Annotated in this window: 20 protein-coding genes, 1 pseudogene and 1 riboswitch; of the genes and pseudogenes, 16 read left to right on the top strand and 5 right to left on the bottom strand. The window is 69.4% G+C overall.

What is annotated here, in order from left to right; all coding sequences use genetic code 11:
• Nucleotides 1-68 precede the first annotated feature (68 nt).
• Entirely contained in the window at nt 69-1,598 is a 1,530-nt protein-coding gene (locus H2Q94_RS27295; RefSeq protein ID WP_397545497.1) for a dolichyl-phosphate-mannose--protein mannosyltransferase, read from the bottom strand.
• Nucleotides 1,599-1,666: 68 nt separating this feature from the next.
• Here H2Q94_RS27295 and rsmI point away from each other — a divergent pair, with 68 nt between their 5' ends.
• The 6 genes and pseudogenes from rsmI to rsmA all read left to right on the top strand — a co-directional run bounded on the left by rsmI (nt 1,667) and on the right by rsmA (nt 8,609).
• A complete protein-coding gene (gene rsmI, locus H2Q94_RS27290; protein ID WP_243790013.1) occupies nt 1,667-2,512 on the top strand; it encodes a 16S rRNA (cytidine(1402)-2'-O)-methyltransferase in 846 nt (281 codons plus the stop codon).
• A gap of 318 nt (nt 2,513-2,830) precedes the next feature.
• Entirely contained in the window at nt 2,831-3,847 is a 1,017-nt protein-coding gene (locus H2Q94_RS27285) for a DUF4185 domain-containing protein (RefSeq protein ID WP_243790012.1), read from the top strand.
• 140 nt (nt 3,848-3,987) lie between these two features.
• On the top strand, nt 3,988-4,800 hold the full coding sequence (locus H2Q94_RS27280) for a TatD family hydrolase (protein WP_243795934.1): 813 nt from the start codon (nt 3,988-3,990) through the stop codon (nt 4,798-4,800).
• A gap of 309 nt (nt 4,801-5,109) precedes the next feature.
• Nucleotides 5,110-5,361 (top strand): annotated as a pseudogene (locus H2Q94_RS27275) (transglycosylase family protein); the annotation flags it as partial.
• Nucleotides 5,362-6,048: 687 nt separating this feature from the next.
• Nucleotides 6,049-7,608, top strand: a complete 1,560-nt coding sequence (locus tag H2Q94_RS27270) for a transglycosylase family protein (RefSeq protein WP_397545382.1) — start codon at nt 6,049-6,051, stop codon at nt 7,606-7,608.
• Between the two features lie 125 nt (nt 7,609-7,733).
• The gene (rsmA, locus tag H2Q94_RS27265; protein ID WP_243790011.1) at nt 7,734-8,609 is read left to right on the top strand and encodes a 16S rRNA (adenine(1518)-N(6)/adenine(1519)-N(6))-dimethyltransferase RsmA; all 876 of its coding nucleotides are present in this window, start codon (nt 7,734-7,736) and stop codon (nt 8,607-8,609) included.
• Between the two features lie 45 nt (nt 8,610-8,654).
• On the opposite strand, the gene H2Q94_RS27260 is transcribed toward rsmA, so the two are convergent.
• Nucleotides 8,655-9,563 carry an IS5 family transposase gene (locus tag H2Q94_RS27260; RefSeq protein WP_243795932.1) on the bottom strand — a complete coding sequence of 303 codons (909 nt, stop codon included), beginning with the start codon at nt 9,561-9,563 and terminating at the stop codon, nt 8,655-8,657.
• A 269-nt stretch (nt 9,564-9,832) separates the two neighbouring features.
• Nucleotides 9,833-9,922: riboswitch (SAM riboswitch) on the top strand.
• Between the two features lie 4 nt (nt 9,923-9,926).
• Here H2Q94_RS27260 and H2Q94_RS27255 point away from each other — a divergent pair.
• From H2Q94_RS27255 to H2Q94_RS27225, 7 genes are all read left to right on the top strand, one after another.
• Nucleotides 9,927-10,094, top strand: a complete 168-nt coding sequence (locus tag H2Q94_RS27255; RefSeq protein WP_243790010.1) for a hypothetical protein — start codon at nt 9,927-9,929, stop codon at nt 10,092-10,094.
• A gap of 100 nt (nt 10,095-10,194) precedes the next feature.
• The gene (locus H2Q94_RS27250) at nt 10,195-11,217 is read left to right on the top strand and encodes a methionine ABC transporter ATP-binding protein (RefSeq protein WP_243790009.1); all 1,023 of its coding nucleotides are present in this window, start codon (nt 10,195-10,197) and stop codon (nt 11,215-11,217) included.
• Nucleotides 11,214-11,897, top strand: a complete 684-nt coding sequence (locus H2Q94_RS27245; protein WP_243790008.1) for a methionine ABC transporter permease — start codon at nt 11,214-11,216, stop codon at nt 11,895-11,897. The genes H2Q94_RS27250 and H2Q94_RS27245 overlap by 4 nt, the downstream gene beginning before the upstream one ends.
• Before the next feature lie 113 nt (nt 11,898-12,010).
• Entirely contained in the window at nt 12,011-12,826 is an 816-nt protein-coding gene (locus H2Q94_RS27240) for a MetQ/NlpA family ABC transporter substrate-binding protein (protein WP_243790007.1), read from the top strand.
• Nucleotides 12,827-13,272: 446 nt separating this feature from the next.
• Nucleotides 13,273-14,229 carry a 4-(cytidine 5'-diphospho)-2-C-methyl-D-erythritol kinase gene (locus tag H2Q94_RS27235; protein ID WP_243795931.1) on the top strand — a complete coding sequence of 319 codons (957 nt, stop codon included), beginning with the start codon at nt 13,273-13,275 and terminating at the stop codon, nt 14,227-14,229.
• Between the two features lie 37 nt (nt 14,230-14,266).
• On the top strand, nt 14,267-16,054 hold the full coding sequence (locus H2Q94_RS27230; RefSeq protein WP_243790006.1) for an ABC-F family ATP-binding cassette domain-containing protein: 1,788 nt from the start codon (nt 14,267-14,269) through the stop codon (nt 16,052-16,054).
• Nucleotides 16,055-16,363: 309 nt separating this feature from the next.
• Complete coding sequence (locus H2Q94_RS27225) at nt 16,364-18,037, top strand: fatty acyl-AMP ligase (RefSeq protein WP_243790005.1); 1,674 nt, start codon at nt 16,364-16,366, stop codon at nt 18,035-18,037.
• A 121-nt stretch (nt 18,038-18,158) separates the two neighbouring features.
• On the opposite strand, the gene pth is transcribed toward H2Q94_RS27225, so the two are convergent.
• From pth to H2Q94_RS27210, 3 genes are all read right to left on the bottom strand, one after another.
• Nucleotides 18,159-18,734 carry an aminoacyl-tRNA hydrolase gene (gene pth, locus H2Q94_RS27220; RefSeq protein WP_243790004.1) on the bottom strand — a complete coding sequence of 192 codons (576 nt, stop codon included), beginning with the start codon at nt 18,732-18,734 and terminating at the stop codon, nt 18,159-18,161.
• A 233-nt stretch (nt 18,735-18,967) separates the two neighbouring features.
• Nucleotides 18,968-19,600, bottom strand: coding sequence for a 50S ribosomal protein L25/general stress protein Ctc (locus H2Q94_RS27215; protein ID WP_243790003.1), 633 nt, complete (start codon nt 19,598-19,600; stop codon nt 18,968-18,970).
• A gap of 257 nt (nt 19,601-19,857) precedes the next feature.
• The gene (locus H2Q94_RS27210; RefSeq protein ID WP_243790002.1) at nt 19,858-20,235 is read right to left on the bottom strand and encodes a winged helix-turn-helix transcriptional regulator; all 378 of its coding nucleotides are present in this window, start codon (nt 20,233-20,235) and stop codon (nt 19,858-19,860) included.
• Between the two features lie 78 nt (nt 20,236-20,313).
• On the opposite strand from H2Q94_RS27210, the gene H2Q94_RS27205 reads away from it, so the two are divergent.
• The 3 genes from H2Q94_RS27205 to H2Q94_RS27195 all read left to right on the top strand — a co-directional run bounded on the left by H2Q94_RS27205 (nt 20,314) and on the right by H2Q94_RS27195 (nt 23,209).
• Complete coding sequence (locus tag H2Q94_RS27205) at nt 20,314-20,961, top strand: NAD(P)-dependent oxidoreductase (RefSeq protein WP_243790001.1); 648 nt, start codon at nt 20,314-20,316, stop codon at nt 20,959-20,961.
• A 215-nt stretch (nt 20,962-21,176) separates the two neighbouring features.
• Nucleotides 21,177-22,493, top strand: coding sequence for an Nramp family divalent metal transporter (locus H2Q94_RS27200; protein WP_243790000.1), 1,317 nt, complete (start codon nt 21,177-21,179; stop codon nt 22,491-22,493).
• Between the two features lie 101 nt (nt 22,494-22,594).
• Complete coding sequence (locus H2Q94_RS27195; RefSeq protein WP_243789999.1) at nt 22,595-23,209, top strand: malonic semialdehyde reductase; 615 nt, start codon at nt 22,595-22,597, stop codon at nt 23,207-23,209.
• The last annotated feature ends 135 nt before the right edge of the window (nt 23,210-23,344 follow it).

Here is a 23,344-nt window from a genome sequence, read left to right as displayed (position 1 = left end):
ACCGCCCGAGCAACCGGCACCAACGCCGAGGTTCCGTTACCTGGCCCGCAACGCAGACCAGCCCGACATCAACGCCAGGAGGGGAGCCAGAGTTCTGCTTGCCAGAGCTCCTGGGTGATCAAGTTCCCGTTCAGGATCGGCCACAACCACACGAAGTTCGCGACCACGATGCCCACGTACAACGCCACCACCAGCAGCCCCGTCTTGCGCCGCTCCGTGTGCTCCTGCGCCGCGCCGAGGATCTCGCCCAAGATCAGCACGATCCCCAGCACCATGAACGGTGCCATCGGCGTCGCGTAGAAGTAGTACATCTGCCGGTCCAGGTTGACGAACCACGGCAGGTACCCGGCGCCGTATCCCACCAGCACCGCGGTGTAGCGCCAGTCCAGCCGGCTCACCGCGCGCCACGCGGCCCACGCCGCCACCGGCAGCGCCAGCCACCACATGGCGGGCGTGCCCAGCAACATCGTCGCCTGCACGCAGTTCGACTCGCCGCAGCCGGTCAGCCCCGACTCGTAGTAGTAGAGCATCGGGCGCATGCCCATCGGCCACGCCCACGGCTTCGACTCCCACGGATGCGGATTGCTGCCGGTGTCCAGATGAGTGTGAAAGTCCAGCACGTTGAACTGGTAGAACAGCAGCGACCGCAGCGGATCGGGCAGGAAGTTCAGCCCCACGTCCTCGGAGATGATCGCCGCGTGCCGGTCGGTGGCGGTCTCGCTGGCGAACCAGTTCGCCCACGTAGCGAAGTACACCGCGATCGGCAGCACCAGCAGCGAGCCCAGCGCGGGCACCGTGTCCCGCACCAGTGCGCCCGCCCACGGCCGCTCCACTCCGGCGGTGCGCCGGGACAGCGCGTCCCAGATCACGCTGAGCAGCCCGAAGGCCATGATGTAGTAGATGCCGTTCCACTTGACCCCGCAGGTCAGGCCCAACGACAACCCGGCGGCGAACCGCCACCAGCGGAAGCCCATCCGCGGCCCCCACCGGCTGTCCCCGATGCGCCCCTCGGCGACCACCACGGCCAACCGCGCCCGCATCTGATCGCGGTCGACGAGCAGCAGCGCGAACGCGGCCAGCACGAACAACGCCTGGAAGATGTCGAGCATGCCGACGCGCGACTGCACGTGGCTGACCCCGTCGCAGATCAGCAGCACCCCGGCGATCGCCCCGAGCAGCGTGGAACGGGTGAGCCTGCGCGCGATGCGCACCAGCAGCACCACCATCACCGTGCCCGCCAGCGCGGCCGCGATGCGCCAGCTCCACGGGCTGTAGCCGAAGATCCACTCACCGATGGCGATCAGCTGCTTGCCGACCGGTGGGTGCGCGACGACCTCGTAGCCGGGGTTGTCCTCGTAACCACCGTTGCGCAGCATCTGCCACGCCTGGATGGCGTAGTACTTCTCGTCGAAGACCGGAGTGCCCTTGTCGGTCGCGCGCCCCAGGTCCCAGATCCGGACCACGCCCGCGATCAGCCCGATGGCCAGCGTGATGATCCAGCTGCGCAACCGGTCCGCGGGCATCTTCGGGGCGAGCAATGCCCGAGCGTCCCAAGAGCCGGGTTCGGCGGCGGGGGGAGTGCGGCCGGGTTCGACCATGTTGTCGGCTTGGCCGCCGGCGGAGTTCGGCACGAGCACGCTCACACCTGAATCGTAGGGTTGACCTCATGGACCTCGAATCCGGATCGGGCACGTTGGTGCTCGCCGCGACTCCGCTCGGTGATCCCCGCGACGCGTCGGCCCGGCTGATCGACGCGTTGGGCTCGGCCGCGATCATCGCTGCCGAGGACACCCGCCGAGTGCGTGCGCTGGCGACTTCGCTGGGGGTGAGCCCGTCCGGGAAGATCGTGAGCTATTACGAGGACGTCGAAGCGGCACGCACTCCGCGACTGCTGGAGGCGTTGCGGGACGGGCGCGACGTGCTGCTGGTGACCGATGCGGGCATGCCGAGCGTGTCCGATCCCGGCTACCGGCTCGTGTCGGCCTGCGCCGCGGAGGGGCTGGTGGTGACCTGCCTGCCCGGGCCGTCCGCGGTGACGACGGCGCTGGTGGTGTCCGGGCTCGCCTCGGACCGGTTCTGCTTCGAAGGGTTTCCGCCGCGCAAGTCCGGTGAGCGGCGCCGCTGGTTCGGGCGGCTGCTGGCGGAGCAGCGGACCTGCGTGTTCTTCGAATCGCCGCGTCGGCTCGGGGACACCTTGGCGGACGCGGTCGAGGTGCTCGGCCCGGACCGCGCGGCGGTGGTGTGCCGGGAACTGACGAAGACCTACGAGGAAGTGCGCCGCGGCGACCTCGGTTCGCTGGCCGAATGGGCGGGCGGCGAGGTGCGTGGCGAGATCACCGTGGTCATCGCGGGCGCCGTGCCCGTTTCGCAGGACCCGGCCGATCTGGTTCCGCAGGTCGAAGAGCGCGCGGCGGACGGCATGCGCCTCAAGGACGCGGTCGCCGAAGTCGCCGAACTCAGCGGCGCCCGCAAAAACGACCTCTACACAGCAGTACTCGCCGCCCGCCAGTGACACTTTTTCTCTGTCGTCGGGGTCGTTTTGCTTGGGTGGTCGGGTGGCGGAACCTCAGCTGTCTTCTCGCTGCGGGATCTTTTTCCCTAGTGGCTCCGCCACGAGGGAAAAAGCTGTCCTCGCGAGAAGACAGCTGAGAACCCGCGGGTGGCCACCTTTTCGACGTGGGCTACGTGCTTCGCACATCCAGGCACGGCTTCGCCGTAAGGCAGGCTTGCTTCGCCTCGTCCTTCGGGGCTTTGCCGCTGACGGGGCGGGAGGGTGCGGGGCCTACTTGTTCGATGGTCGTGGTGACGTGCGGCGACGTAACGTTCGGACATGGTTCGGGTGACCGGTACGACCAGGTTGGCGGCGATCACGGGGGCCGAGTCGCGCAATGCGGGATCCGGCGTCACCGCGACCGACCTCGGGATCCTCTGGGACGACGGTCGTGGTGGCGTGCTCGCCGCGTTCGGCGACACCTACGGCGACCGCTGGGGCGGCAACGGCGCGGGGCCGCGGAAGGCGGACTGGCGGTGCAACGTGCTCGCCCGGTCCACCGACACCGATCTCGACTCCGGCCTCACCTTCGACTGGCTCGTGCGGCGCGAGGACGGCTCCGCAGGACAGTTCCTGCCCGGCGACCGGACCGGGGCGCGCGAGCACACCGTGATCCCCACCGCCGGAATCGCCGTCGGGGAACGCAACTACCTGCACTACATGTCCGTGCGGCGGTGGGGAACGCCCGGCGTGTGGCACACCAACTACGGCGCGCTGGCCTACTCCGACGACGGCGGGCGGAGCTGGACGAAGTCGGACACGGCCGTCTGGCGCAACCACGGGCAACGGTTCCTGAGCCGGTTCCGCCGCCGCGACCAGGGCGGGCACCCGTTCCAGCTGATCGCGTTCGCCGGCATCATCGACGGCCACGTGCACCTGCTGGGCACGCCGAGCGGACGCTTCGGCGCCGGGCATCTCGCGCGGGTCGGCGTGCACGAGCTGCTCGACCCGGCGGCCTACGAGTACTGGACGGCGCGGGGCTGGGCGGCGGACCCGCATGCGGCGCTGCCCGTGCTCGACGCGCCGGTCGCGGAACTGTCCGTGCAGTTCAACGAGCACTTCGGCTGCTGGTTCGCGGTGCACTTGGATGAGCGGCGAGCCGCGATCGTGCTGCGCACCGCGGACCGGCTCACCGGGCCGTGGTCGGCCGGACGAGTCCTGGCGGCGGGCGCTCGGTTCCCCGCGCTCTACGGCGGCTTCCAGCACCCGTGGGCCGCGGATCGGCCCGCGGTCTACTTCACGATGACCCAGTGGCGGCCGTACAACGTGTCCTTCGTGCGCGCCGACCTGGCGTGATGCCCGTTCCCGGGGTGGCGCGCGGGGACCGTAGGCTCGGATTCGCCGCGAAATCGGCATGAGCGAGGCACGACGTGGGGGCCTGCGCGGTCCACGAGGGGTTGACGGTGAGCAAGAAGGACAAGAAGGAACGGCCGCCGATGCCGGAGGCGCTGCCCGCGCCCGCGGTGGACGCGCACACCCACCTCGACGCGTGCGGCGCGAAGACCGCCGAGGACGTGCGGGCGCTGGTGGACCGGGCGGAGACCGCCGGCATCACCCGGGTGGTCACGGTCGCCGACGACATCGAAGCCGCGAGCTGGGCCGCCGAAGCGTCCACTTGGGACGATCGAGTGTTCGCGGCGGTCGCCCTGCACCCGACCAGGGCCAAGGACTTCACCGAAGCGGACCGGCGGGTGCTGGAGGAGCTGGCGCTGCGGCCGCGGGTCGTCGCGATCGGCGAGACGGGACTGGACTACTACTGGGACTTCTCCCCGCCGGAGCCGCAGCACGAGGCGTTCCGCTGGCACATCGACCTGGCCAAGCGCACCGGCAAGCCGCTGATGATCCACGACCGGGACGCGCACGAGGACATCCTGCGCATCCTGACCGAGGAGGGCTCCCCGGAGACGGTGATCTTCCACTGCTTCTCCGGCGACGCCGAGTTCGCCCGCACCTGCGTGGACCGTGGCTACGTGCTCTCGTTCGCGGGCACCGCGACCTTCCGCAACGCCAACGCCGTCGGCCTGCGCGAGGCCGCCCGGCTGGTGCCGGTGGAGCAGATGCTGGTGGAGACCGACGCGCCGTTCCTCACCCCGCACCCGTTCCGCGGACGACCGAACGAGCCGTACTGCGCCAATTACACCTTTCGAGACCTGGCGGAGTGGCGTGACGGGGATCTCGCTGAACTGATCGTGGCCACGACCGCCACGGCCGAGCGGGTCTTCCGTCTCGATCAGGTGCCCGCCTCCTGACCTGCTCTGACTGAGCGTGTTGTGCTAATGCGCCGGGGGTGCGCACGAACTTGCGGCGCCCGTCCGGCGACCTAGCGTCCCCTGCGGAAGCCGGGAGGGGACGTGCTCGGCGATCGGCCACAGTGGACCGGAAGGTCCGCGGCCCGGCCGGGGCGTCCGCCCGGAAGCACGGCAGTCAGGACCTGTATGCGCATCCGTGGCATCACCAGGATCGGAATCGCCGCAGTGATCACGTTGTGCGGCGCTCCACTCGCTACCGCTTCGCCCGTCGCCGGGAACGGCCCAGGACCCGAGCGGGAGGCTCGCTCCGGTTCGGTCTGGGATCGGCTCGCGCACTGCGAATCCGGTGGCGACTGGGCCACCAACAGCGGCAACGGCTACTACGGCGGCCTCCAGTTCGACCGCCGCACGTGGGCCGCTTACGGCGGCGACTCGTTCGCCGGCCTGCCGCACCAGGCCTCGCGTGATCAGCAGATCTCGGTGGCGAGCACGTTGCGCGAGGACCGCGGCGGCTACGGCGCTTGGCCGTCCTGCGCCCGCAAGCTCGGGCTGCCCCGCTGAGCGTCGAACCGCCCCGGCGCTCGAGATCGCCCGCGAGTGTGAGCAAGTGACCTTCGTCATCACGCTTCGCATCCGGGTGGCCGGTTCCTCGTCCGTCGCGGGCGGCGGGAGATGATCGTGCTCTTCCGCCGCCCGCGCTCCGAAGCCCGCCGAGGCGCCCGCAACGCGCCGCGAATCGTCCGGACTCGTGATCCTCTCACCAGGAACGATCATGTTGTCCTCAATGGACTGATCGACCGATTTGCATGATCGGCTGAGAAACCGTTGCGGCAATGGGAAAATGGGGATCGGCCCGCCCTGAAACGCACCGTTCGATCACTCACGGTGCACGGTTGCGCGGCATTTCGGCGTAACCCAGGTCACAGGGCGGGGTGGCCCCTTGGCGGGCTCGCTGGATCACGCTAGAGTCTCGGCCTCGTAACCGATGACAACGAAGTCACGGAAACGCCCGCTAGTCGCCGCCGGGTACGTCGGGGAAGTCGGTGCCGCCGATCGCGCTGGAAACAAGACCAGCACGCATCAGGCACTGTCTAATAAGGCGCTTGGCTACGGGAGTCGGATACGGAAACGAAGCACGAAGTCGCGTAGCGGCAGGTGAAGGAGTTCGACGGCAGACATGTTCGGCGAACTCCCCTTGATCACCCGCGCGCCGCGGACGGCTTCTCGCTTTCGAGAGGTAGCGACCCTGTGAACGGACGAGGCATCCCCGGTGCCCACGGCAGTACTGCGTACAGCGATCAACCGCTGGGCGGTGCACGCCAGGATCACGGCTATTGGGCCGAATCCTTCAACGCGTCAACGGACTGGTTCAGCCCGGTGAGCTCGGAGCAGCAGACCTCGGTCGGCCTGCTCGACCGCGAGAGCGACACCGAGATCACGGCAGAACAGCCGTTCGCCCCCATCACCGGCCGGTACCCGGCCCAGGACCACCCGAGCTTCCCGCCCGGCGCGCTGGAGATCACGCCGGACGACGTGCTCGAGGCACTCGGTCCGCAGGCCGACGAAATGCTCGCGACGGCCGACATCGACGTCGAAGAGCTGATCCGGCTCATCAACGCGGAGACCGTGGTGATGCCGCCACTGGTCCTGCCCGACGAGCTTTCCGAGCCGCAGAGCGCGGTCGCCCCGTCCCCGGAGGTCGTCGAAGCGATCACCTCGTGGAAGCAGCGCTTCCTCAAGGGCGCGGTCGCGGCGGTCATCCTCACCCTGACCGGGTCCGGTGGTGCCGCGGCGGCGATGGACAAGTCCGTCACCGTTGAGGTCGACGGCAAGGAACGCCAGGTCAACACCTACGAGTCGACCGTCGGTGAAGTCCTCGAGGACGAGGGCATCAACATCGGCGAGCACGACGCGCTGAGCCCCTCCCCGCAGTCCAAGGTCGGGCACAACGACACGATCACCCTCGACCGCGGGCGTCTGCTGAAGATGACCATCGATGGTGAGCAGCGCGAGGAATGGGTGCGGTCGGTGACCGTCGGCCAGGCGATGCGCCAGCTCGGCGTCGCCGACGACGGCGCCTGGGTGTCGTCCGCGCGCAGCATGGCCGTGCCCGAGCAGGGCATGGACCTCACGATCAAGACCGCCAAGGACATCACGATCACCGACGGCTCCGGTGAGGCGCGGCAGCTGACGACGACCGCGGTGACCGTGGACGAACTGGTCAAGGAGCAGAATCTCCAGCTCGGGCCGGAAGACCACATCACGCCCGGCGGCGACCAGAAGATCACCAGCGGCGCGCAGGTCCAGATCGACCGCACCGGCAGCTCCGTGGTGAACGTGACCGTGCCGGTCGAGCCGCCGGTCAAGGAGATCGAGGACGACTCGATGCTCAAGGGCGAGGAGAAGGTCGAGGACCCGGGTTCGCCCGGCGAGAAGATCGTCTTCACTCGGGTGAGCACTCGCAACGGCGAGGAGACCGGCCGCGAAGCGGTGGGGGAGAAGGTCACCAAGGAAGCCAAGGAGAAGGTCGTCCGCGTCGGCACGAAGCAGCCGCCGAACGGCGCCGTCTGGGACAAGCTGGTGCAGTGCGAGGCCGGCGGCAACTGGGCGATCAACACCGGAAACGGCTACTACGGCGGTCTCCAGTTCGACAAGAGCACCTGGGACGCCTACGGCGGCGACCAGTACGCGGCCTACCCGCACCAGGCCAGCCGCGAGCAGCAGATCTCGGTGGCCACCAAGGTCCGCGACGCCCGCGGCGGCAGCTACGGCGCCTGGCCGGGCTGCTCGTCCAAACTCGGTCTCTGATCGAGCGATCGACTTCCACGACCGCCCACCGGCATCGCCCGGTGGGCGGTCGTTTTTGTCGTCCAGGCCTCGGTTGGCCGCCCCACTCCGCAGCTCAGGCGGGATGGCCGAGTAACTTCTACCCCGTGGAACAGCATGCGAGCAGGGCGCGGTTGCTCGGGCCGGCCGATGTTCGCCGGCTGGCCGAGGAACTGGGGATTCGCCCGACGAAACGTCTGGGGCAGAACTTCGTGCACGACCCCAACACGGTGCGCCGCATCGTGGGGGCCGCCGAGCTCACCGCCGATGACGTGGTGCTGGAGGTCGGCCCGGGGCTCGGTTCGCTGACCTTGGCATTGCTGCCCGCGGCGGCCGGAGTGGTCGCGGTGGAGATCGATCCGGTGTTGGCGCAGCGGTTGCCGCGCACCGTGGCCGAGTTCGTCCCGGAACACGAAGGCGACCTGCGGGTGCTGGCCGCGGATGCGCTGCGCGTGCAGGCCGCGGACTTCGGTGCGAAGCCGCCGACGGCGCTGGTGGCGAACCTGCCGTACAACGTGGCGGTGCCGGTGGTGCTGCACTTGCTGGCCGAGCTGCCGACGTTGCGCACGGGCCTGGTGATGGTGCAGTCCGAGGTCGCCGACCGGCTGGCCGCGAAGCCCGGCAACCGGACTTACGGCGTGCCTAGCGCGAAGGCGGCGTGGTTCGCCGAGGTGCGCCGTGCGGGGCCGGTGCCGCGCAACGTGTTCTGGCCGGTGCCGAACGTGGATTCGGGGCTGGTGTCGTTCACGAGGATCGACCCGCCGTCGACGGCCCCGCGCAAGCAGGTGTTCGCGGCGATCGACGCGGCGTTCGCGCAGCGGCGCAAGACGCTGCGGGCCGCGCTGTCCGGCTGGGCCGGTTCGGCGGCGCGCGCGGAGCAGGTGCTGCGGGCCGCCGGGGCGGATCCGACGGCGCGCGGCGAGCAGCTCGCGGTGGCGGATTTCGCCCGGGTGGCCGATGCGGCGGCCGAGCTGGTGCGCTGAGGGTTCGCGGCCGGACACCCGGAGTCGTTGTCGGCTAGGAGCTGTTTAGAAATTGATCTTGGTGAGGCTGCGTAGCCAGATGTCGATGGCAGCGATGTGCACGGTGGCTTCGTAGCGGAGGGCGAGTTTGTCGTAGCGGCAGGCCACGGCACGGTGGTGTTTGAGCTGGTTGATCCCGCATTCCACGGCGTGACGCTGTCGGTAGGTCTCGGGGTCGAAAGCGGGCGGTCGGCCTCCGGCCGATCCGCGGGCGCGCCGGTGGGCGGCTTGGTCTTTCGGGGCTGGGATCGTCGCGGTGATCCCGCGTTTGCGCAGGTATGAGCGGTTCGCGCGGGAGGAGTATGCCTTGTCGGCAAGTACTCGCTCCGGGCGAGTGCGCGGGCGTCCGCGCCCGGGCCGTGCGACCCGGATCGACTTGAGCACGGTGACCATCTGCGGACTGTCAGCGCGTTGACCAGCAGTGATCAACAGCGTCAACGGTTTCCGGCCTTGCTCGCAAGCCAAGTGGATCTTCGTGGCGAATCCGCCCCGCGACCGCCCCAGTGCGTGATCGGCCGGTTCGTCGCCGGGCGGTTCGATCTGCTTGTCAGGCCGGCGGCGGGCTCCGGCGGCGTGCTGGTGGGCCCGGTTGATCGTGGAGTCCACCGACACCTGCCAGTCGATCAGCCCTACGCAGTCGGCCCACGCTCGCAGTGCCGAGAGGATCCAGGGCCACACACCCTCACGCTGCCAGCGGCGAAACAGCTGGTAGATCGACTGCCAATGCCCATAACGTTCCGGTACGTCCCGCCACGGAGCACCGACCCGCACCCGCCACCGGACCCCATCGAGTAACTGCCGCCGTGTCCACTTCGGACGACGACCCACCACCGGCTGAGGCGGCAACACACGCTGCAACGCCACCCACTGCCGGTCCGTCAGATCCTGACGCGCGCCAACCGATACGCTTCCCACCGAGGTCTCCGGATAGATGTCGATCTTCTTGGTCGTTGATCCATCTACCGGAGACCTCACTGCCTTCAAACAGCGGGCCCCACGTTCCTAAACAGCGCCTAGCCGAACGGCACCCCAAAAGCGTTGCGATGGTCACATATGGTCACTGGAATAAGTTGAGTTGATCAAGAACCCCTGCTCGTCGGGGTGATGTGATTTGTCAAACGATTCCACATAGTGACCGTATGCGGCTTGCGTTCGCCGACATCGCTGCGTTCTACTATTCGGGAAATCCATCCCGAGCGGCTGAGAGACCTGGCTCCACGACGCCGCAGCAACCACTCAACGCGAGCAGGTGCTAACGCCAGGGTCGATGGAGTTGTGGTGTCTGAAACTCTGCTCGCAGGCGAACGCGCGCCCCGGATCAACCGACGGCAGGCCCGTGGCGGCCGCGCCCGCACCGGATCCGGTCCGCACGGACTCGCGTTGACGCAGCGTCGAGTGATCGATCACGGACGCCGCACCACCACGGCCTGTCGCCGCGTCCGCTGACGGCCGAGGCCGTCGCAGTCCCTTCCCCAGCCTTTCTGTTCGTCTTTCCCGGCCTCATGCGGCATGCCCGCGGTCCGGTGTGAGCTGATGCGGAGCGATCGTGATCACAGTCGAGAACCTCACCAAGTCCTTCCGGCACGACCAGTCGAGTCGGGCCGACGTCGTCGCACTCGACAACGTTTCCCTGGAAGTCCCCGCCGGAGCGGTGTGCGGCGTCGTCGGCCCCAGCGGTGCGGGCAAGTCCACCCTCGCGCGGTGCATCGCCCTGCTGGAGAAGCCCGACCGCGGCGCCATCCGCGTCGACGGCACCGACCTCGTGTCGCTCGAAGGCGCCGCGCTGCGTGCGGCGCGGCGGCACATCGGCGTCGTGCCGCAGGGCGACTCGCTGCTCAGACAGCGCACCGCGGCGGGCAATGTGGCGCTGCCGCTGGAGGCGGCCGGGATGGCCGCGCCGCAGCGCCGCAGCCGCGTCGCCGAACTGCTCGACCTCGTCGGGCTCACCGACAAGGCGCCCGTCTACCCCGACCGGCTCTCCGGCGGGCAGCGGCAGCGGATCGCGGTCGCCCGCGCCCTCGCCGCCAAGCCCTCGGTGCTGCTGGCCGACGAACCGACGTCGGCGCTGGACCCGAGCACCACCGACTCGGTGCTCACGGTCCTCGACCGAGCCCGCTCCGAGCTGGGCGTCACGGTGCTCGTGGTCACCCACGACATGGCCGTGGTGCGCCGCATCGCCGATGACGTCGCGGTGCTCGAAGACGGACGCGTGGCCGAACACGGCAAGGTGCTCGACCTGGTCGCCGAACCCGGCAGCCGCGTCAGCACCAGCCTGCTGCCGGAGACCGACCAGGCACCCGCGGTGCCCGGCGTGCGCCACGACGTGGTCGCCGAAGTGGTCCTCGTCGGCTTCGCCGCCGTCGGGGCACTGCTGCCGGAAGCGTCGAGCCGCTTCGGGGTGGAACTGTCCATCCTCGGCGGCGGCCTGACCAGGCTCGGCGACACGCCCGTCGCGAAGTTCCGCGTCGGACTCACCGGCGAGCGCTCGGAGCAGGCGCTGAAATGGATGGTCGACCGCGACGCGCACGTGCGGCGCGCTCCGGTCAGTGTTGATGGAGTAGCTGCGTGAGTGATCCGACCCCTTGGGCGGAAGTCGTGGAGATGCTCGGTGAAGCCACCGGGGAAACGCTCTACATGGTCGTGGTGACGACCGTGCTGGCAGTCGCCGGCGGCCTGCCGCTCGGCGTGTTCCTGCACCTGAGCTCCCCGGTCGGGCTGACCCCGCGGCCGACGGTGCACCGGATCCTCGGTGTGATCGTCGACGTGGTCCGGTCCGTGCCGTTCGTGGTGCTGCTGGTGATCCTCGCGTCGTTCACCCGGCTGCTGGTGGGCACGTCCATCGGCAGCACCGCGGTGATCGTGCCGTTGACCATCGGAGCGGTGCCGTTCTTCGCGCGGCTGACCCAGAACGCGCTGCGCGAAGTGAGCTTCACCGTCGTCGAAGCGGCCATCACCACCGGTTCCGGCCGGTGGCGGATCGTGCGGACGGTCCTGATCGGCGAGGCGCGAGCCGCGCTGGTCGGGGCCGTCGGCGTCACCGCCGTGACGCTGATCGGTTACGCGGCGATGGCGGGCGCGATCGGTGGCGGCGGGCTGGGGACCACCGCCATTCAAGACGGTTATCAGGCCTACGACGATCGGGTCCTCTACGGATCGGTGATCGTCCTCGCGGTACTGGCCTTCGGGATGCAGCTGCTCACCGACTTCACGGCGAAAGCCGTGGACCGCCGTCGCTCCGCGACCGGGTAGCGCACCGCACTCCCACTGCTTCAGCCGAACGGCCGACGGCAGGGACCTCGGGGGTCCGCTGCCGGAACCGGTGCGCGTCACCGGTCGGCCTCCATACCAGAAAGGACGCACTGATGCGTATTCGTTCCCTGGCGGTCGTGCTCACCGCCGTTTCTTCACTGGCGTTGGCGGGCTGCGGTGGCGGCGGCACCGATGCGGCGCAGGACCCGAACGCCCCGCTGGCGATCGGCGTGAGCCCGCAGCCGCACGGCGAGATCCTCAAGTACGTCGATGAGAACCTCGCTCCGAAGGCGGGCATCGACCTGGAGATCGAGCAGTTCGACGACTACAACCGGCCGAACGAGGCCGTCGCCAACGGCGAGCTGGACGCGAACTACTTCCAGCACAAGCCGTACCTGGCCGAGTACCAGGCGCAGCGCGGCGGCGAGTTCGAATGGGTGCAGACCGTGCACCTGGAGCCGCTGTCGATCTACTCCAAGAAGGTCAAGTCCCTCCAGGAGTTGCCCAACGGCGCGCGGATCGCGCTGCCCAACGACCCGTCGAACCTGACCCGCAGCCTGAAGCTGTTGGAGGACAACGGGATCATCAAGCTCAAGCCGGGCTCCGAGCAGGGCGCCGGGGTGCGCGACGTGGCGGAGAACCCGAAGAACGTCGAGTTCCAGGAGCTCTCCAGCGACCAGCTGCCCCGCGCGGTGGACGACTCCGACGCCGCGATCGTCAACGGCAACTTCGCACTGAAGGCCAACCTGACGGACCCGCTCGTCGTGGAGAAGGCGGAGAACAACCCGTACGCGAACGGCCTCGTCGCCTCCCCGGCGATGGCGAAGGACCCCCGCGTGCAGAAGCTCGCCGAACTGCTCCGCTCGCCCGAGGTGAAGGACTACATCAACAAGACCTACGGCGGAATCTCGGTCATCCCGGCCGACTGATCAAGGTCGAATCTCACGTGCCGGGTGGGCGGGCTTTGGAGTCTTGTTCGGCTTGGCGTGTGGGCGAGGGTTTCGAAGTCTTGCTCGGCTTGGCGTGTGGGGGCGGGTTTCAAAGCCTTCTCCGGCTTGGCGTGTGGTTGCTGTGGTGCGTGGAGGGTCGGTTTCAGGGGATTGCTTCCGGCCTTGCGGCCGAAGGCCGTGCCTTGCGGTGTAGCCGTGCCCGCATGCGCGTAGCGCATAGCCCACGTGCGCAGGCCGACCACCGGAGGGTTCTCAGCGGCCTTCTCGCGAGGACAGCGATTTCGCTCGTGGCGGGCCACTGGCGAAATTGATCCAGCAGTGAGAAGGCCGCTGAGGTTCCGCCGCCCGGACACCCCGGACGAACGATCCGAGGTCGCGGTCGGCACCTGGCTCGCGCGGACACGTAGGCTCTAGGAGTGCTCTCCGTGGTACCCACCCCCATCACCGTGCGTGTGCCGGCCAAGGTGAACCTGCATCTGTCGGTCGGCGATGCTCGCCCGGACGGCTACCACGAGCTGGTCACCGTCTTCCAGGCGTTGTCGCTCACCGACGAGGTGACCGTGCAGACCGCCGACGAACCCGGCATCGAGGTGCACGGTGAAGGCGCCGACTCGGTGCCGACCGGCCCCAGCAACCTCGCGTGGACCGCCGTCCGCCTGCTCGCCGAACACTCCGGGCGCGACCCGGAGGAGCCCGGCGTGCGGCTCTCGATCCGCAAAGGCATTCCCGTCGCGGGCGGTATGGCGGGCGGCAGTGCCGACGCCGCCGCGGCGCTGCTGGCGCTGAACACGTTGTGGCGCCTGGAGATCGGGCGGGACGAGCTCAGCGATATCGCCGCCAAGATCGGCAGCGATGTGCCGTTCTCCCTGCAAGGTGGCACCGCGCTGGGCACCGGCCGTGGCGAGCGGCTGGTGCCGGTGCTGGCCAGGCACACCTTCCACTGGGTGATCGCGCTCGACCGGCGCGGACTGGAAACGCCCGGTGTTTACGGTGAACTGGACCGGCTGCGCGGCGACACCGGACCGCACGGCGACAGCGAAGTCGAACCCCTCCTGGAGGCGCTGGCCTCCGGTGATCCGCGGCAGCTGGCGCTGCTGCTGGGCAACGACCTGCAGTCCGCGGCCGTGTCGCTGCGGCCGAACCTGCGCCGCACGCTGCGCGCGGGTGTGGAAGCGGGCGCACTGGCGGGCATCGTCTCCGGTTCCGGGCCGACCTGCGCCTTTCTGTGCACCGACAACGACGCCGCGGTCCGGGTGGCCGCCGAGCTTTCCGGTGCCGGCGTCTGCCGCACCGTGCGGGTCGCGCAAGGCCCGGTGCCCGGTGCCCGGATCGTCAGCGACGAACGCGCGGACCGGCCGACCCCGCCCCAGGTCCACGCCTGAACCACCCCTCACGTTCCTCTGGAGATCAACACCCCCGATGGCGAACCTGATCAATCTCGAATCGGTGAGCAAGAGCTACGGAGTGCGACCGCTGCTGGACGGCGTTTCGCTCGGTATCAACGAAGGCGAACGCATCGGGGTCGTCGGCCTCAACGGCGGCGGGAAGACGACGCTGCTGGAAGTCCTCTCCGGGGCGGAGCCGCCTGACTCCGGCCGGGTCAGCCACTCCCGGGACACCCGGATGGCCGTGGTCACCCAGCGCACCGAACTCCCGCCCGAATCGACCGTGCGCAACGCGGTGCTCGACCCGCACGGGTTCACCGCCGAACACGAGTGGGCCGCCGACGCGCGAGTGCGGTCGGTGCTCACCGGGCTCGGCATGACGCGGCTCGGGCTGGACACGCCGGTCACCGACTTCTCCGGCGGGGAACGCCGCCGCGTCGCGCTCGCCGCCGCGCTGGTGCGCGACCTGGACGTGCTGGTGCTCGACGAACCGACCAACCACCTCGACGTCGAAGGGGTGCGCTGGCTCGCCGACCACCTGCTGTCCCGCCGCTGCGCGTTAGTGATCGTCACGCACGACAGGTGGTTCCTGGACACCGTCTGCAACCGCACCTGGGAGGTCACCCAGGGCAAGGTCGAGCAGTACGAAGGCGGTTACGCGGACTGGATCTTCGCGCGCGCCGAGCGCAACCGGCTCGCCCAGCAGGCCGAGGACAAGCGGCAGAACCTGGCGCGCAAGGAACTCGCCTGGCTGCAGCGCGGGGCGAAGGCGCGCACCTCCAAGCCGCGCTACCGGGTCGAGGCGGCCGAAGCGCTGATCGCGGACGTCCCGCCCGCGCGGGACACCGTGGAACTGGTGAGCTTCGCCAAGCGGCGCCTCGGCAAGACCGTGATCGACCTCGAAGACGTGGACCTGCGGATCGGGGATCGCACGTTGCTCAGCGGGTTGTCCTGGCAGATCGGACCCGGTGACCGGATCGGCGTCGTCGGCGTCAACGGTTCCGGCAAGACCACGCTGCTGCGGCTGCTCGCGGGCGAACGCGAACCGGACGGCGGCACCCGCCGCGAAGGCACCACGGTGCGGCTGGCCCACCTCACGCAGGAACTGCACGACCTGCCCGGCGGCTGGCGAGTGCTCGAAGCCATCGAGGACGTGGCGGAACGGGTGCAGTTCGGCAAGTACGAGCTCACCGCATCCCAGCTCGGCGAGCGGTTCGGGTTCGGCAAAGGCCGCCAGTGGACGCCGGTCGGCGACCTCTCCGGCGGTGAGCGGCGGCGCCTGCAGCTGGCGCGGCTGCTGATGGGCGAGCCGAACGTGCTGGTGCTCGACGAGCCCACGAACGACCTCGACATCGACACCTTGCAGCAGCTCGAAGACCTGCTCGACGGCTGGCCGGGCACGCTGGTGGTCGTGTCGCACGACCGCTACCTGGTGGAGCGGGTGTGCGACAAGGTCGTCGCGCTGTTCGGCGACGGGAAGCTCAGCGACCTCGTCGGCGGCATCGAGGAATACCTGCGGCGGCGCAGCTCGCTGCTCTCCGCCGACGACGGCGCCGTCGGCAAGCAGGCCGAGGACGTAGTGACGGCCAAGCAGAACAAGCTTTCCGGCGCGGAGGACCGGGCCGCGCGCAAGGACCTCGCGAAGCTCGAACGGCAGCTCGACAAGCTCGGCAAACGCGAATCGGAACTGCACGAGAAGCTCGCCGAAGCGGCCACCGAACCGGACCGCCTGAAGGGCCTCAACGCGGACCTGCGGACGCTTCAGCAGGAAAAGGACGACGTAGAAGCCCGCTGGCTCGAACTCGCCGACCAACTGGACTGAGGCGTCCGGATTTCCTGCGTAGTGGCTCGCTCGGCGGCTTCCTCGCTGCGAGATCCGTTTCTCATGTAGCCCGCTGCACGGCGAAATCCGGGTCCGGGCTGTTGTCCGCGCGAGGAAGCCGCTGAGAACCCGCCGGTGGTGGGTTTGCTCTAGCTGGTCACTGGTCATCGGCTTCGCTGCCGAGAAGACGATGATCAAGAAATGATCTTCTCGCCCGCACTTCGGTGCAAGGGCGGTGCGCCGGTTCCCTCGGGCGATTACGCGGTGGGACGGTTCCGGTCGTCTCGGGACGGACGTAATGTGCGTCACATGAGCCGGTTCGTGGACAGGATCGTGACCTCGGCGCGTGCTTGCGGCGGAGCGGGAAGCCGTGGCCTTGTCACCGGGGAGCCCCGGGCGGCGCGGCGCGGCACTTGGGCCGAGGTGCACGAGGAGGCTCGGCACATCGCCGCCGCGCTCCGCGAGTCGGTCCGGCCCGGCGCGGCCGTCGCCGTGCTCGCCGCCGACCCGGGGCTGATCGCACCCGCCGTGCAAGGCGGCTGGCTGGCCGGCAACAGCGTGACCATGCTGCATCAGCCCACCCCGCGTACCGACCTCGCGCGCTGGGCTCAGGACACCGTGCGCGTGCTGGGCGTGGTGGACGCCGAACTGGTGTTGCTGGGCTCGCCGTTCGAGCCGCTCGCCGACCTGCTCCGCTCGCACGACATCCGGTACCGCGACCTCGCCGAGCTCGCCGCCCATCCGGACTCGCTCGACGAACCGGTGCCGACCGGCGAGGCCTCGACAGCCCTGCTGCAACTGACCAGTGGCTCCACCGCCGACCCGAAAGCCGTCCGGATCACCCACGGCAACCTGCACGCCAACACGACGGCGATGGTCGACTCCGCCCGCCTCGACCCGGTGCGCGACGTCGCCGTGTCCTGGCTGCCGCTGTTCCACGACATGGGTCTCGTCGGCACCCTCGTCGTGCCGATGTCCATCGGGATGGAAGCGGTGCAAGTGACCCCGACGGACTTCCTCACCGCGCCGCTGCTGTGGCCGAAGCTGATCAGCCGCTACGGCGGCACCGTGACCGCCGCGCCGAACTTCGCCTACGCCGTCACGGCACGCCGGATGGCCAACGCGGAGGACGGTGCGTTCGATCTGTCCGGGCTCCGCTTCGCGCTCAACGGGGCGGAACCCGTCGACACCACCGCGGTGCGCGCCTTCACCGAAGCCGGAGCACGCTTCGGGCTCCGCGAGACGGCGATGGTGTGCGCCTACGGCATGGCGGAGGCGACGCTGGCGGTGTCCTTCGCCGCGCTGGACCGGCCGGTGCGGGTCGACACCGTGTCCGCCGAAGTCTTGGAACGTCACCACCGGGCCGAACCCGCCGCCGGCGCGGAGCGCACCCGATCGTTCGCGCTGCTCGGCGGCGCACTGCCCGGACTGGAGATCCAGGTCGTCGACGACGCGGGTATCGAGCTGGGGGAGCGGGAGGTCGGCATGCTGCGGATCCGCGGCGCGGCCGTCACGCCCGGCTACCTCACGGCGGACGGGCCGGTGGCGGCGCAGGACGCGGACGGCTGGCTCGACACCGGTGACGACGGTTACCTCACCGGTGGCGAGGTCGTCATCTGCGGCAGGCGCAAGGACGTGATCATCATGGGCGGGCGCAACATCTACCCGGTCGACATCGAACGCGCCGCTTGCGAAGTCGGCGGGGTGCGCGCGGGCAACGCGGCGGCCGTCCGGCTCGACGCGGACACCCGCCGGGAGCGGTTCGCGGTGGTCCTGGAGTCGACGGCCGCCGGAACCGCCGACGAGGAGAAGTCACTGCGCAACGCCGTCACGGCCAAGGTCACGCGAGCAGTGGGCGCACGCCCCGCCACGGTCGTCGTCCTCCCGCCGGGAGCCCTGCCGAAAACTCCGTCCGGCAAGCTCAAACGCGCCGCCACCGCGTCCCTCGTCCCCACCGAAAAGCCCGCGCCGGACCTCAGGTGAATGCCGCCTCCGCCCGACTCCCACCGGTCGAATGGGGGCATTCGCCTGGTGGCGCTGCTGGGGTGAACGGCCCACTCGCTAACGGTCAAAGGCGGCATTCACCCCGGAGCCGGGGAAGAGGTCAGTGGAAGCGGTTTTGCGCGGGTTCCAAGCCGTCTGCGGCGAGGGCCTCGACGGCGTCGGCGCACAGGTCCACGAAGTAGCCGAGGTCCTTGCGCTCCGCGCCGGAGAAATCCTTGAGCACGTAGTCCGCCGGATCCATCCGGCCCGGCGGCCGATCCACGCCGAACCGCACCCGCAAGTATTCCTTGGTGCCCAAGGACTTGGTGATGGAGCGCAGCCCGTTGTGCCCGTTCTCGCCGCCGCCGCGCTTCAACCGGACCGTGCCGTACGGCAGGTCCAGTTCGTCGTGCACCACGATCAGCGACTCGGGCAGGACCTTGTAGAACCTCGCCGTGCCCGCGACGGGGCCGCCGGAGAGGTTCATGAACGACCGGGGTTTGGCCAGCACCACCCGGCGAGCGCCCAACCGGCCTTCGACGACGTCGGCATTCGCCTTGTGCGCCTTGAACTTGCCGCCGATGCGGGCCGCGATCTCGTCGGCGACGAGGAAGCCCACGTTGTGCCGGTTGCCCTCGTAACGCGGGCCGGGGTTGCCGAGCCCGATGATCAGAGTGGGCGCTTCAGGAGTGGTCACCAGGCTGCATCCTCGGAAGGGGGTCGCGGTGGTGCGACCTCGCGGTGGCCGATCGAACGGCACGCGCCGAGCGGCGCGAGGCCGAGGTGGTGCTGCCGCGGCGCTTCAGGCCGCGGCTCGGTGGCGCCGCAGCGCCGAAATTCAGGGTCGGCGAGCCCGCGGATCACGACCGCGGACCGCGGCGACCGGGGCGTGGCGCACCACACCCCGGTCGTCGGCCCGACGTCGTGGGCTCAGGACTCCGCGTTGGCCGAGTCCTCGGACTCGTCCTCGACGACGCCCGCACCCTCGGCGTCGATCTCGGACTCCATGTCCGCGGCGCTCGGCGCCTCGCTGATGTGCGCCACCAGGACCTCGGCGTCGGCGGACAGCGTGACGCCGCGGGGCAGCTTCACGTCGGAGGCGTGGATCTGGGTGCCGTCCTCGGCGCCGTCCACGGACACCTCGAACTGCTCCGGGATGTGCAGCGCCTCGGCCTCGACCTCGAGCTCGTTGAGCGTCTGGGTGACGAGGGTGCCGGAAGTGGCGTCGCCGACCAGCACGATCGGGACGTTCACGGTGACCTTCTCGCCGCGCTTGACCAGCAGCAGGTCCACGTGCTCGATGTAGTTCTTGATCGGGTGCGCGGTGACGGTCTTGGTCAGCGCCAGCTCGTTGTCGGAGCCGGCGACCTCGAGGGTCAGCACGGCGTTCTGCCCGTTGTCACGGACGGCGCGGGCGAACTCGACCGCGGGCAGCGACAGGTGCTTCGGGTCGGAGCCGTGACCGTAGAGCACCGCGGGGATCTTGCCGGAGCGGCGGGTGCGGCGGGCGGCGCCTTTACCGAACTCGGTGCGCGGTTCGACGGAAATACGTACCTCGGACACGGTGGTGCACTCCTCGTGACGTCGGGCGGAAATGAAACTGGTCGGCGGCCTGCGGCGGCGGGTGTGCCACTGGCGTGGGCGGCGCGTACCGGAAGGGGCGGCACCTGGTGCGAACGGCACCGGCGGCGTCCTTCGCGTCCACGAGGGCGAACACCGAGCCGCCGCGTCGATCACGCCGGGTGGAAGGAACCCGGCCTCGCCGAGGCAACCCGAATAGTTTAGAGCCTGCTTGCCCGGCGTGCGTTGCCCGGGTGGTGCTACGCCTCGTCGCGGGCCGCGTCGTAGTCGGCGCGCGCGGCCACGACTTCGGTCACGTGCGCCTCGGCCCAGTCGGTGATGGCCTGGATGGGAACCTGCAGTGAACGGCCGAGTTCGGTGAGTTCGTAGTCCACCCGCGGCGGTACCTCGGCGTGCACGGTGCGGGTGAGCAGCCCGTCCCGCTGCATGGCGCGCAAGGTCTGGGTGAGCACTTTCGGCGCGACCCCGCCGACGCCCGCGCGCAGCCGCGTGAAGCGCATCGGCCCGGGAGCCAGGCTCAGCACCACCAGTGAAGTCCAGCGGTCGCCGATGCGGTCGAGCACGACGCGGGTGGGGCAGGCGGGGTTGTGCACGTCCGGGACCAGTTCGGTAACCATCAGGTACTTATAGCACTTTGAAGTCACTGATTACCAATGGTTACCGTCGGGATCAGGTTCTGGATCGAGGAGGTATTCATGCGGATCGTTCTGTTCGGTGCCACCGGATACGCGGGTGGCCGGCTCGCGAAGGAGGCCCTGTCGCGGGGCCACGAGGTCGTCGGGGTGGCCCGGGACGTGAGCGCGCTGGAGCAGGGCGGCGGGCTCACCGCGCGCCGGGGTTCGCTGCACGACGCGGACTTCGTGGTGGACGTGACGCGGGACGCGGACGCGGTGCTCATCGCGACGCCGGGACGTCCGCTGGAGGACGGCAAGAAGCTGCTCGACGCGGTGCCGACGCTGTTCGACGCGGCGCGCAAGAACGGCTTCCGGCTCGGCGTCGTGGGCGGCGCGGGCAGTCTCCGGGTGGCCGAGGGCGGGCCGCGCGTGATCGACACCCCGGAGTTCCCGGAAGAGTTCAAGCCGGAGGCGGGCTCGCACGCGGAGGTGCTGGACGCGCTGCGCGAGGCCCCGCGGCACGTGGACTGGTTCTACGTGAGCCCGCCCGCGGTGTTCGGCGCGTACGCGCCGGGGGAACGCACTGGCACCTACCGCGTGGGCGGTGATCTGTTGCTGTCGGACGCCGACGGCAATTCGACGATCGGCGGCGACGACTACGCGCTCGCCTTCATCGACGAACTCGACCGGCCGGCGCACCGCCGCACCCGCTTCACCGTCGCTTACTGATCTTCGGGGGCAGTCGCCGGTCGGGCCGTGTTGATCGCGCTCAGGCATGGTTCAACCGGACCGGTGTCACTCGTGGCAGTGAGAGATCCACTCGGTGACGGCGGAAAGTGATCACTCGTCACTGGACGCCACAGAACCAGTGGAAGCACAAGCCACCGTCACGGTTTGGTCGCTTGCGGATGACCGTCGCCCGACTCGGAGATAGTTTGACGCGCATGTCCGCTGACACGAGCTCCGATCCCGGCTCCGAGAGCACCGCCGCCGGTCCGCCGGCGGCCGAACCGGCCACCGGCTGGGCCAGGCTCAAACAGGTCGGGCCGGGAATTATGGCGGCCGCCACCGGAGTCGGCGCGGGCGACTTGGTCGCGACCATGGTGGCGGGAGCCCGCTACGGGTACACGCTGTTCTGGGCGATCCTGGTCGGCACGATCTTCAAGCTGGCGCTCGGCGAGGCCGTCGGCCGCTGGCACCTCGGCGGTGAGCGCACCATGCTCTCCGGCTGGCGTTCCCTCGGCCGGTGGGCCACCACCTACTTCGGCGTCTACATCGTGATCTGGGGCTTCGTCTACGGCGCCACCGCGATGTCGGCCTCGGCGCTGCCGCTCAACGCGCTGTTCCCGGTGCTGCCGGTCGGCGGCTGGGCCATCGTGTGCGGGCTGCTGGGCCTCGCGCTCGTCTGGTTCGGCCGGTACGCCGTGCTGGAGAAGATCATGACGGTGCTGGTCGGGGTCATGTTCGTGACCGTCGTCGGCACCGCGTTCCTGGTCGGGCCGAACCTGCCCGAGCTGGCCACGGGCCTGGTCCCGACGCTGCCGGACGGTTCGGTGGCCTACGTGCTCGGCCTGATGGGCGGGGTCGGCGGCACCATCACGATGGCGGCCTACGGCTACTGGACCTTCGCCAAGGGCTGGCGGTCGCCGAAGTGGCTGCCGATCATGCGGATGGACAACGCCGTCGGATACGTCACCACCGGGATCTTCGTGGTGGCGATGCTGGTGGTGGGAGCCGAGATCCTGCTCGGGCAGGACCTCACCGAAAGCGACAAGGGCCTGCTCAACCTCGGTGACGTGCTCGCCGCGGACTACGGCGAGTGGGCTCGGATCCCGTTCCTGGTGGGCTTCTTCGCCGTCGCGTTCAGCTCGGTGATCGGCGTGTGGAACGGCGTGAGCCTGCTGTTCGCCGACTGGTGGCGGACCTGGCGGTTGCCGAAGGACGCACCGGTGGAGACGGCGGAGGCCTACGACCACAAGGCGGGCATGCACAGCGCGCCGTACCGGATCTACCTGCTGTGGCTCACGTTCCCGCCGATGCTGCTGCTGATCTTCAGCAAGCCGTTCCAGCTGACCCTGGTGTACGGCGTGCTGGGCGCGTTGTTCATGCCGTTTCTGGCGGGCACGTTGCTGGTGCTGTTGAACTCGCGCTCGATGATGCCTGCCGCGCACCGCTCCCGGTGGCTGTCGAACACGCTGCTCACGCTGTGCCTGCTGCTGTTCGTCGGGGTGGCGGCGAACGAGCTCGTCGGGCTGTTCTGATCGAGCCGGTGTGGCCGCGGACTCGGTTATGCGGAACGGGTTCCGGAATTCTGGAAGCTTCAAATACGTTGGTCGGGACAACCGCGAACAAGGAAGTGATCATGACTTCGACCGACGCCACCACCGGGATCAAGCTCTCCCCGGAAGCCCAGGACCTGCTGTTCCGGGATGCCCGCACCGCCAACACCTTCAGCTCCGAAGAAGTCACCGACGAGCAGCTGCGCGCCATCCACGACCTGGTCAAGTGGGGTCCCACCTCGATGAACCAGCAGCCGCTGCGGATCGTGCTGGTGCGGTCCGACGAAGGCAAGCAGCGCCTGCTGCCGCACCTGTCGGAAGGCAACCGGGCCAAGACGGAGAACGCACCGCTGGTCGCCGTGCTCGCCGCCGACACCGACTTCCACGAGAACCTGCCGCGGATGTTCCCGCACGCGCCCAACGCGAAGGACATGTGGGCCGGTGACGACGGGTTCCGCGCCGACCACGCCAAGCTCAACGGCACCCTGCAGGTCGCGTACTTCATCCTCGGCGTCCGCGCCGCGGGCCTGGCGGCCGGTCCGATGACCGGGTTCGACGCGGCGGGCGTCAACGCCGAGTTCTTCCCCGAAGGCCGCGAGAAGGTGCTCGTGGTGGTCAACATCGGCAAGCCCGGCGAGGACCCCTGGTTCGACCGCCTGCCCCGCCACGACTACGACGAAATCGTCACTACCGTCTGACTCCGCCGATGGGCTGAGGGGGTGTCCGGGTGGCGGAACCTCAGCTGCCTTCTCGCTGCGGGATCAATTTCACTGGTGGCTCCGTCACGAGCACATTGCTGTCCTGGCGAGAAGACGGTTGAGAACCCGCGGGTG

It is taken from the genome of Saccharopolyspora gloriosae, from assembly GCF_022828475.1.
Classification (GTDB): Bacteria; Actinomycetota; Actinomycetes; order Mycobacteriales; family Pseudonocardiaceae; genus Saccharopolyspora_C; species Saccharopolyspora_C gloriosae_A.
Note: the sequence above shows the minus strand (reverse complement) of the source record. Positions and strands in the feature narration are given on the sequence as shown.

Bases quoted from the DNA above. Each gene is read 5' to 3' on its own strand.
- H2Q94_RS27295 (WP_397545497.1), bottom strand. From the start codon at position 1,598: ATGGTCGAACCCGGCCGCACTCCCCCCGCCGCCGAACCCGGCTCTTGG.
- rsmI (WP_243790013.1), top strand. From the start codon at position 1,667: ATGGACCTCGAATCCGGATCGGGCACGTTGGTGCTCGCCGCGACTCCG.
- H2Q94_RS27285 (WP_243790012.1), top strand. From the start codon at position 2,831: ATGGTTCGGGTGACCGGTACGACCAGGTTGGCGGCGATCACGGGGGCC.
- H2Q94_RS27280 (WP_243795934.1), top strand. From the start codon at position 3,988: ATGCCGGAGGCGCTGCCCGCGCCCGCGGTGGACGCGCACACCCACCTC.
- H2Q94_RS27240 (WP_243790007.1), top strand. From the start codon at position 12,011: ATGCGTATTCGTTCCCTGGCGGTCGTGCTCACCGCCGTTTCTTCACTG.
- H2Q94_RS27230 (WP_243790006.1), top strand. From the start codon at position 14,267: ATGGCGAACCTGATCAATCTCGAATCGGTGAGCAAGAGCTACGGAGTG.
- H2Q94_RS27225 (WP_243790005.1), top strand. From the start codon at position 16,364: ATGAGCCGGTTCGTGGACAGGATCGTGACCTCGGCGCGTGCTTGCGGC.
- H2Q94_RS27210 (WP_243790002.1), bottom strand. From the start codon at position 20,235: ATGGTTACCGAACTGGTCCCGGACGTGCACAACCCCGCCTGCCCCACC.
- H2Q94_RS27205 (WP_243790001.1), top strand. From the start codon at position 20,314: ATGCGGATCGTTCTGTTCGGTGCCACCGGATACGCGGGTGGCCGGCTC.
- H2Q94_RS27200 (WP_243790000.1), top strand. From the start codon at position 21,177: ATGTCCGCTGACACGAGCTCCGATCCCGGCTCCGAGAGCACCGCCGCC.
- H2Q94_RS27195 (WP_243789999.1), top strand. From the start codon at position 22,595: ATGACTTCGACCGACGCCACCACCGGGATCAAGCTCTCCCCGGAAGCC.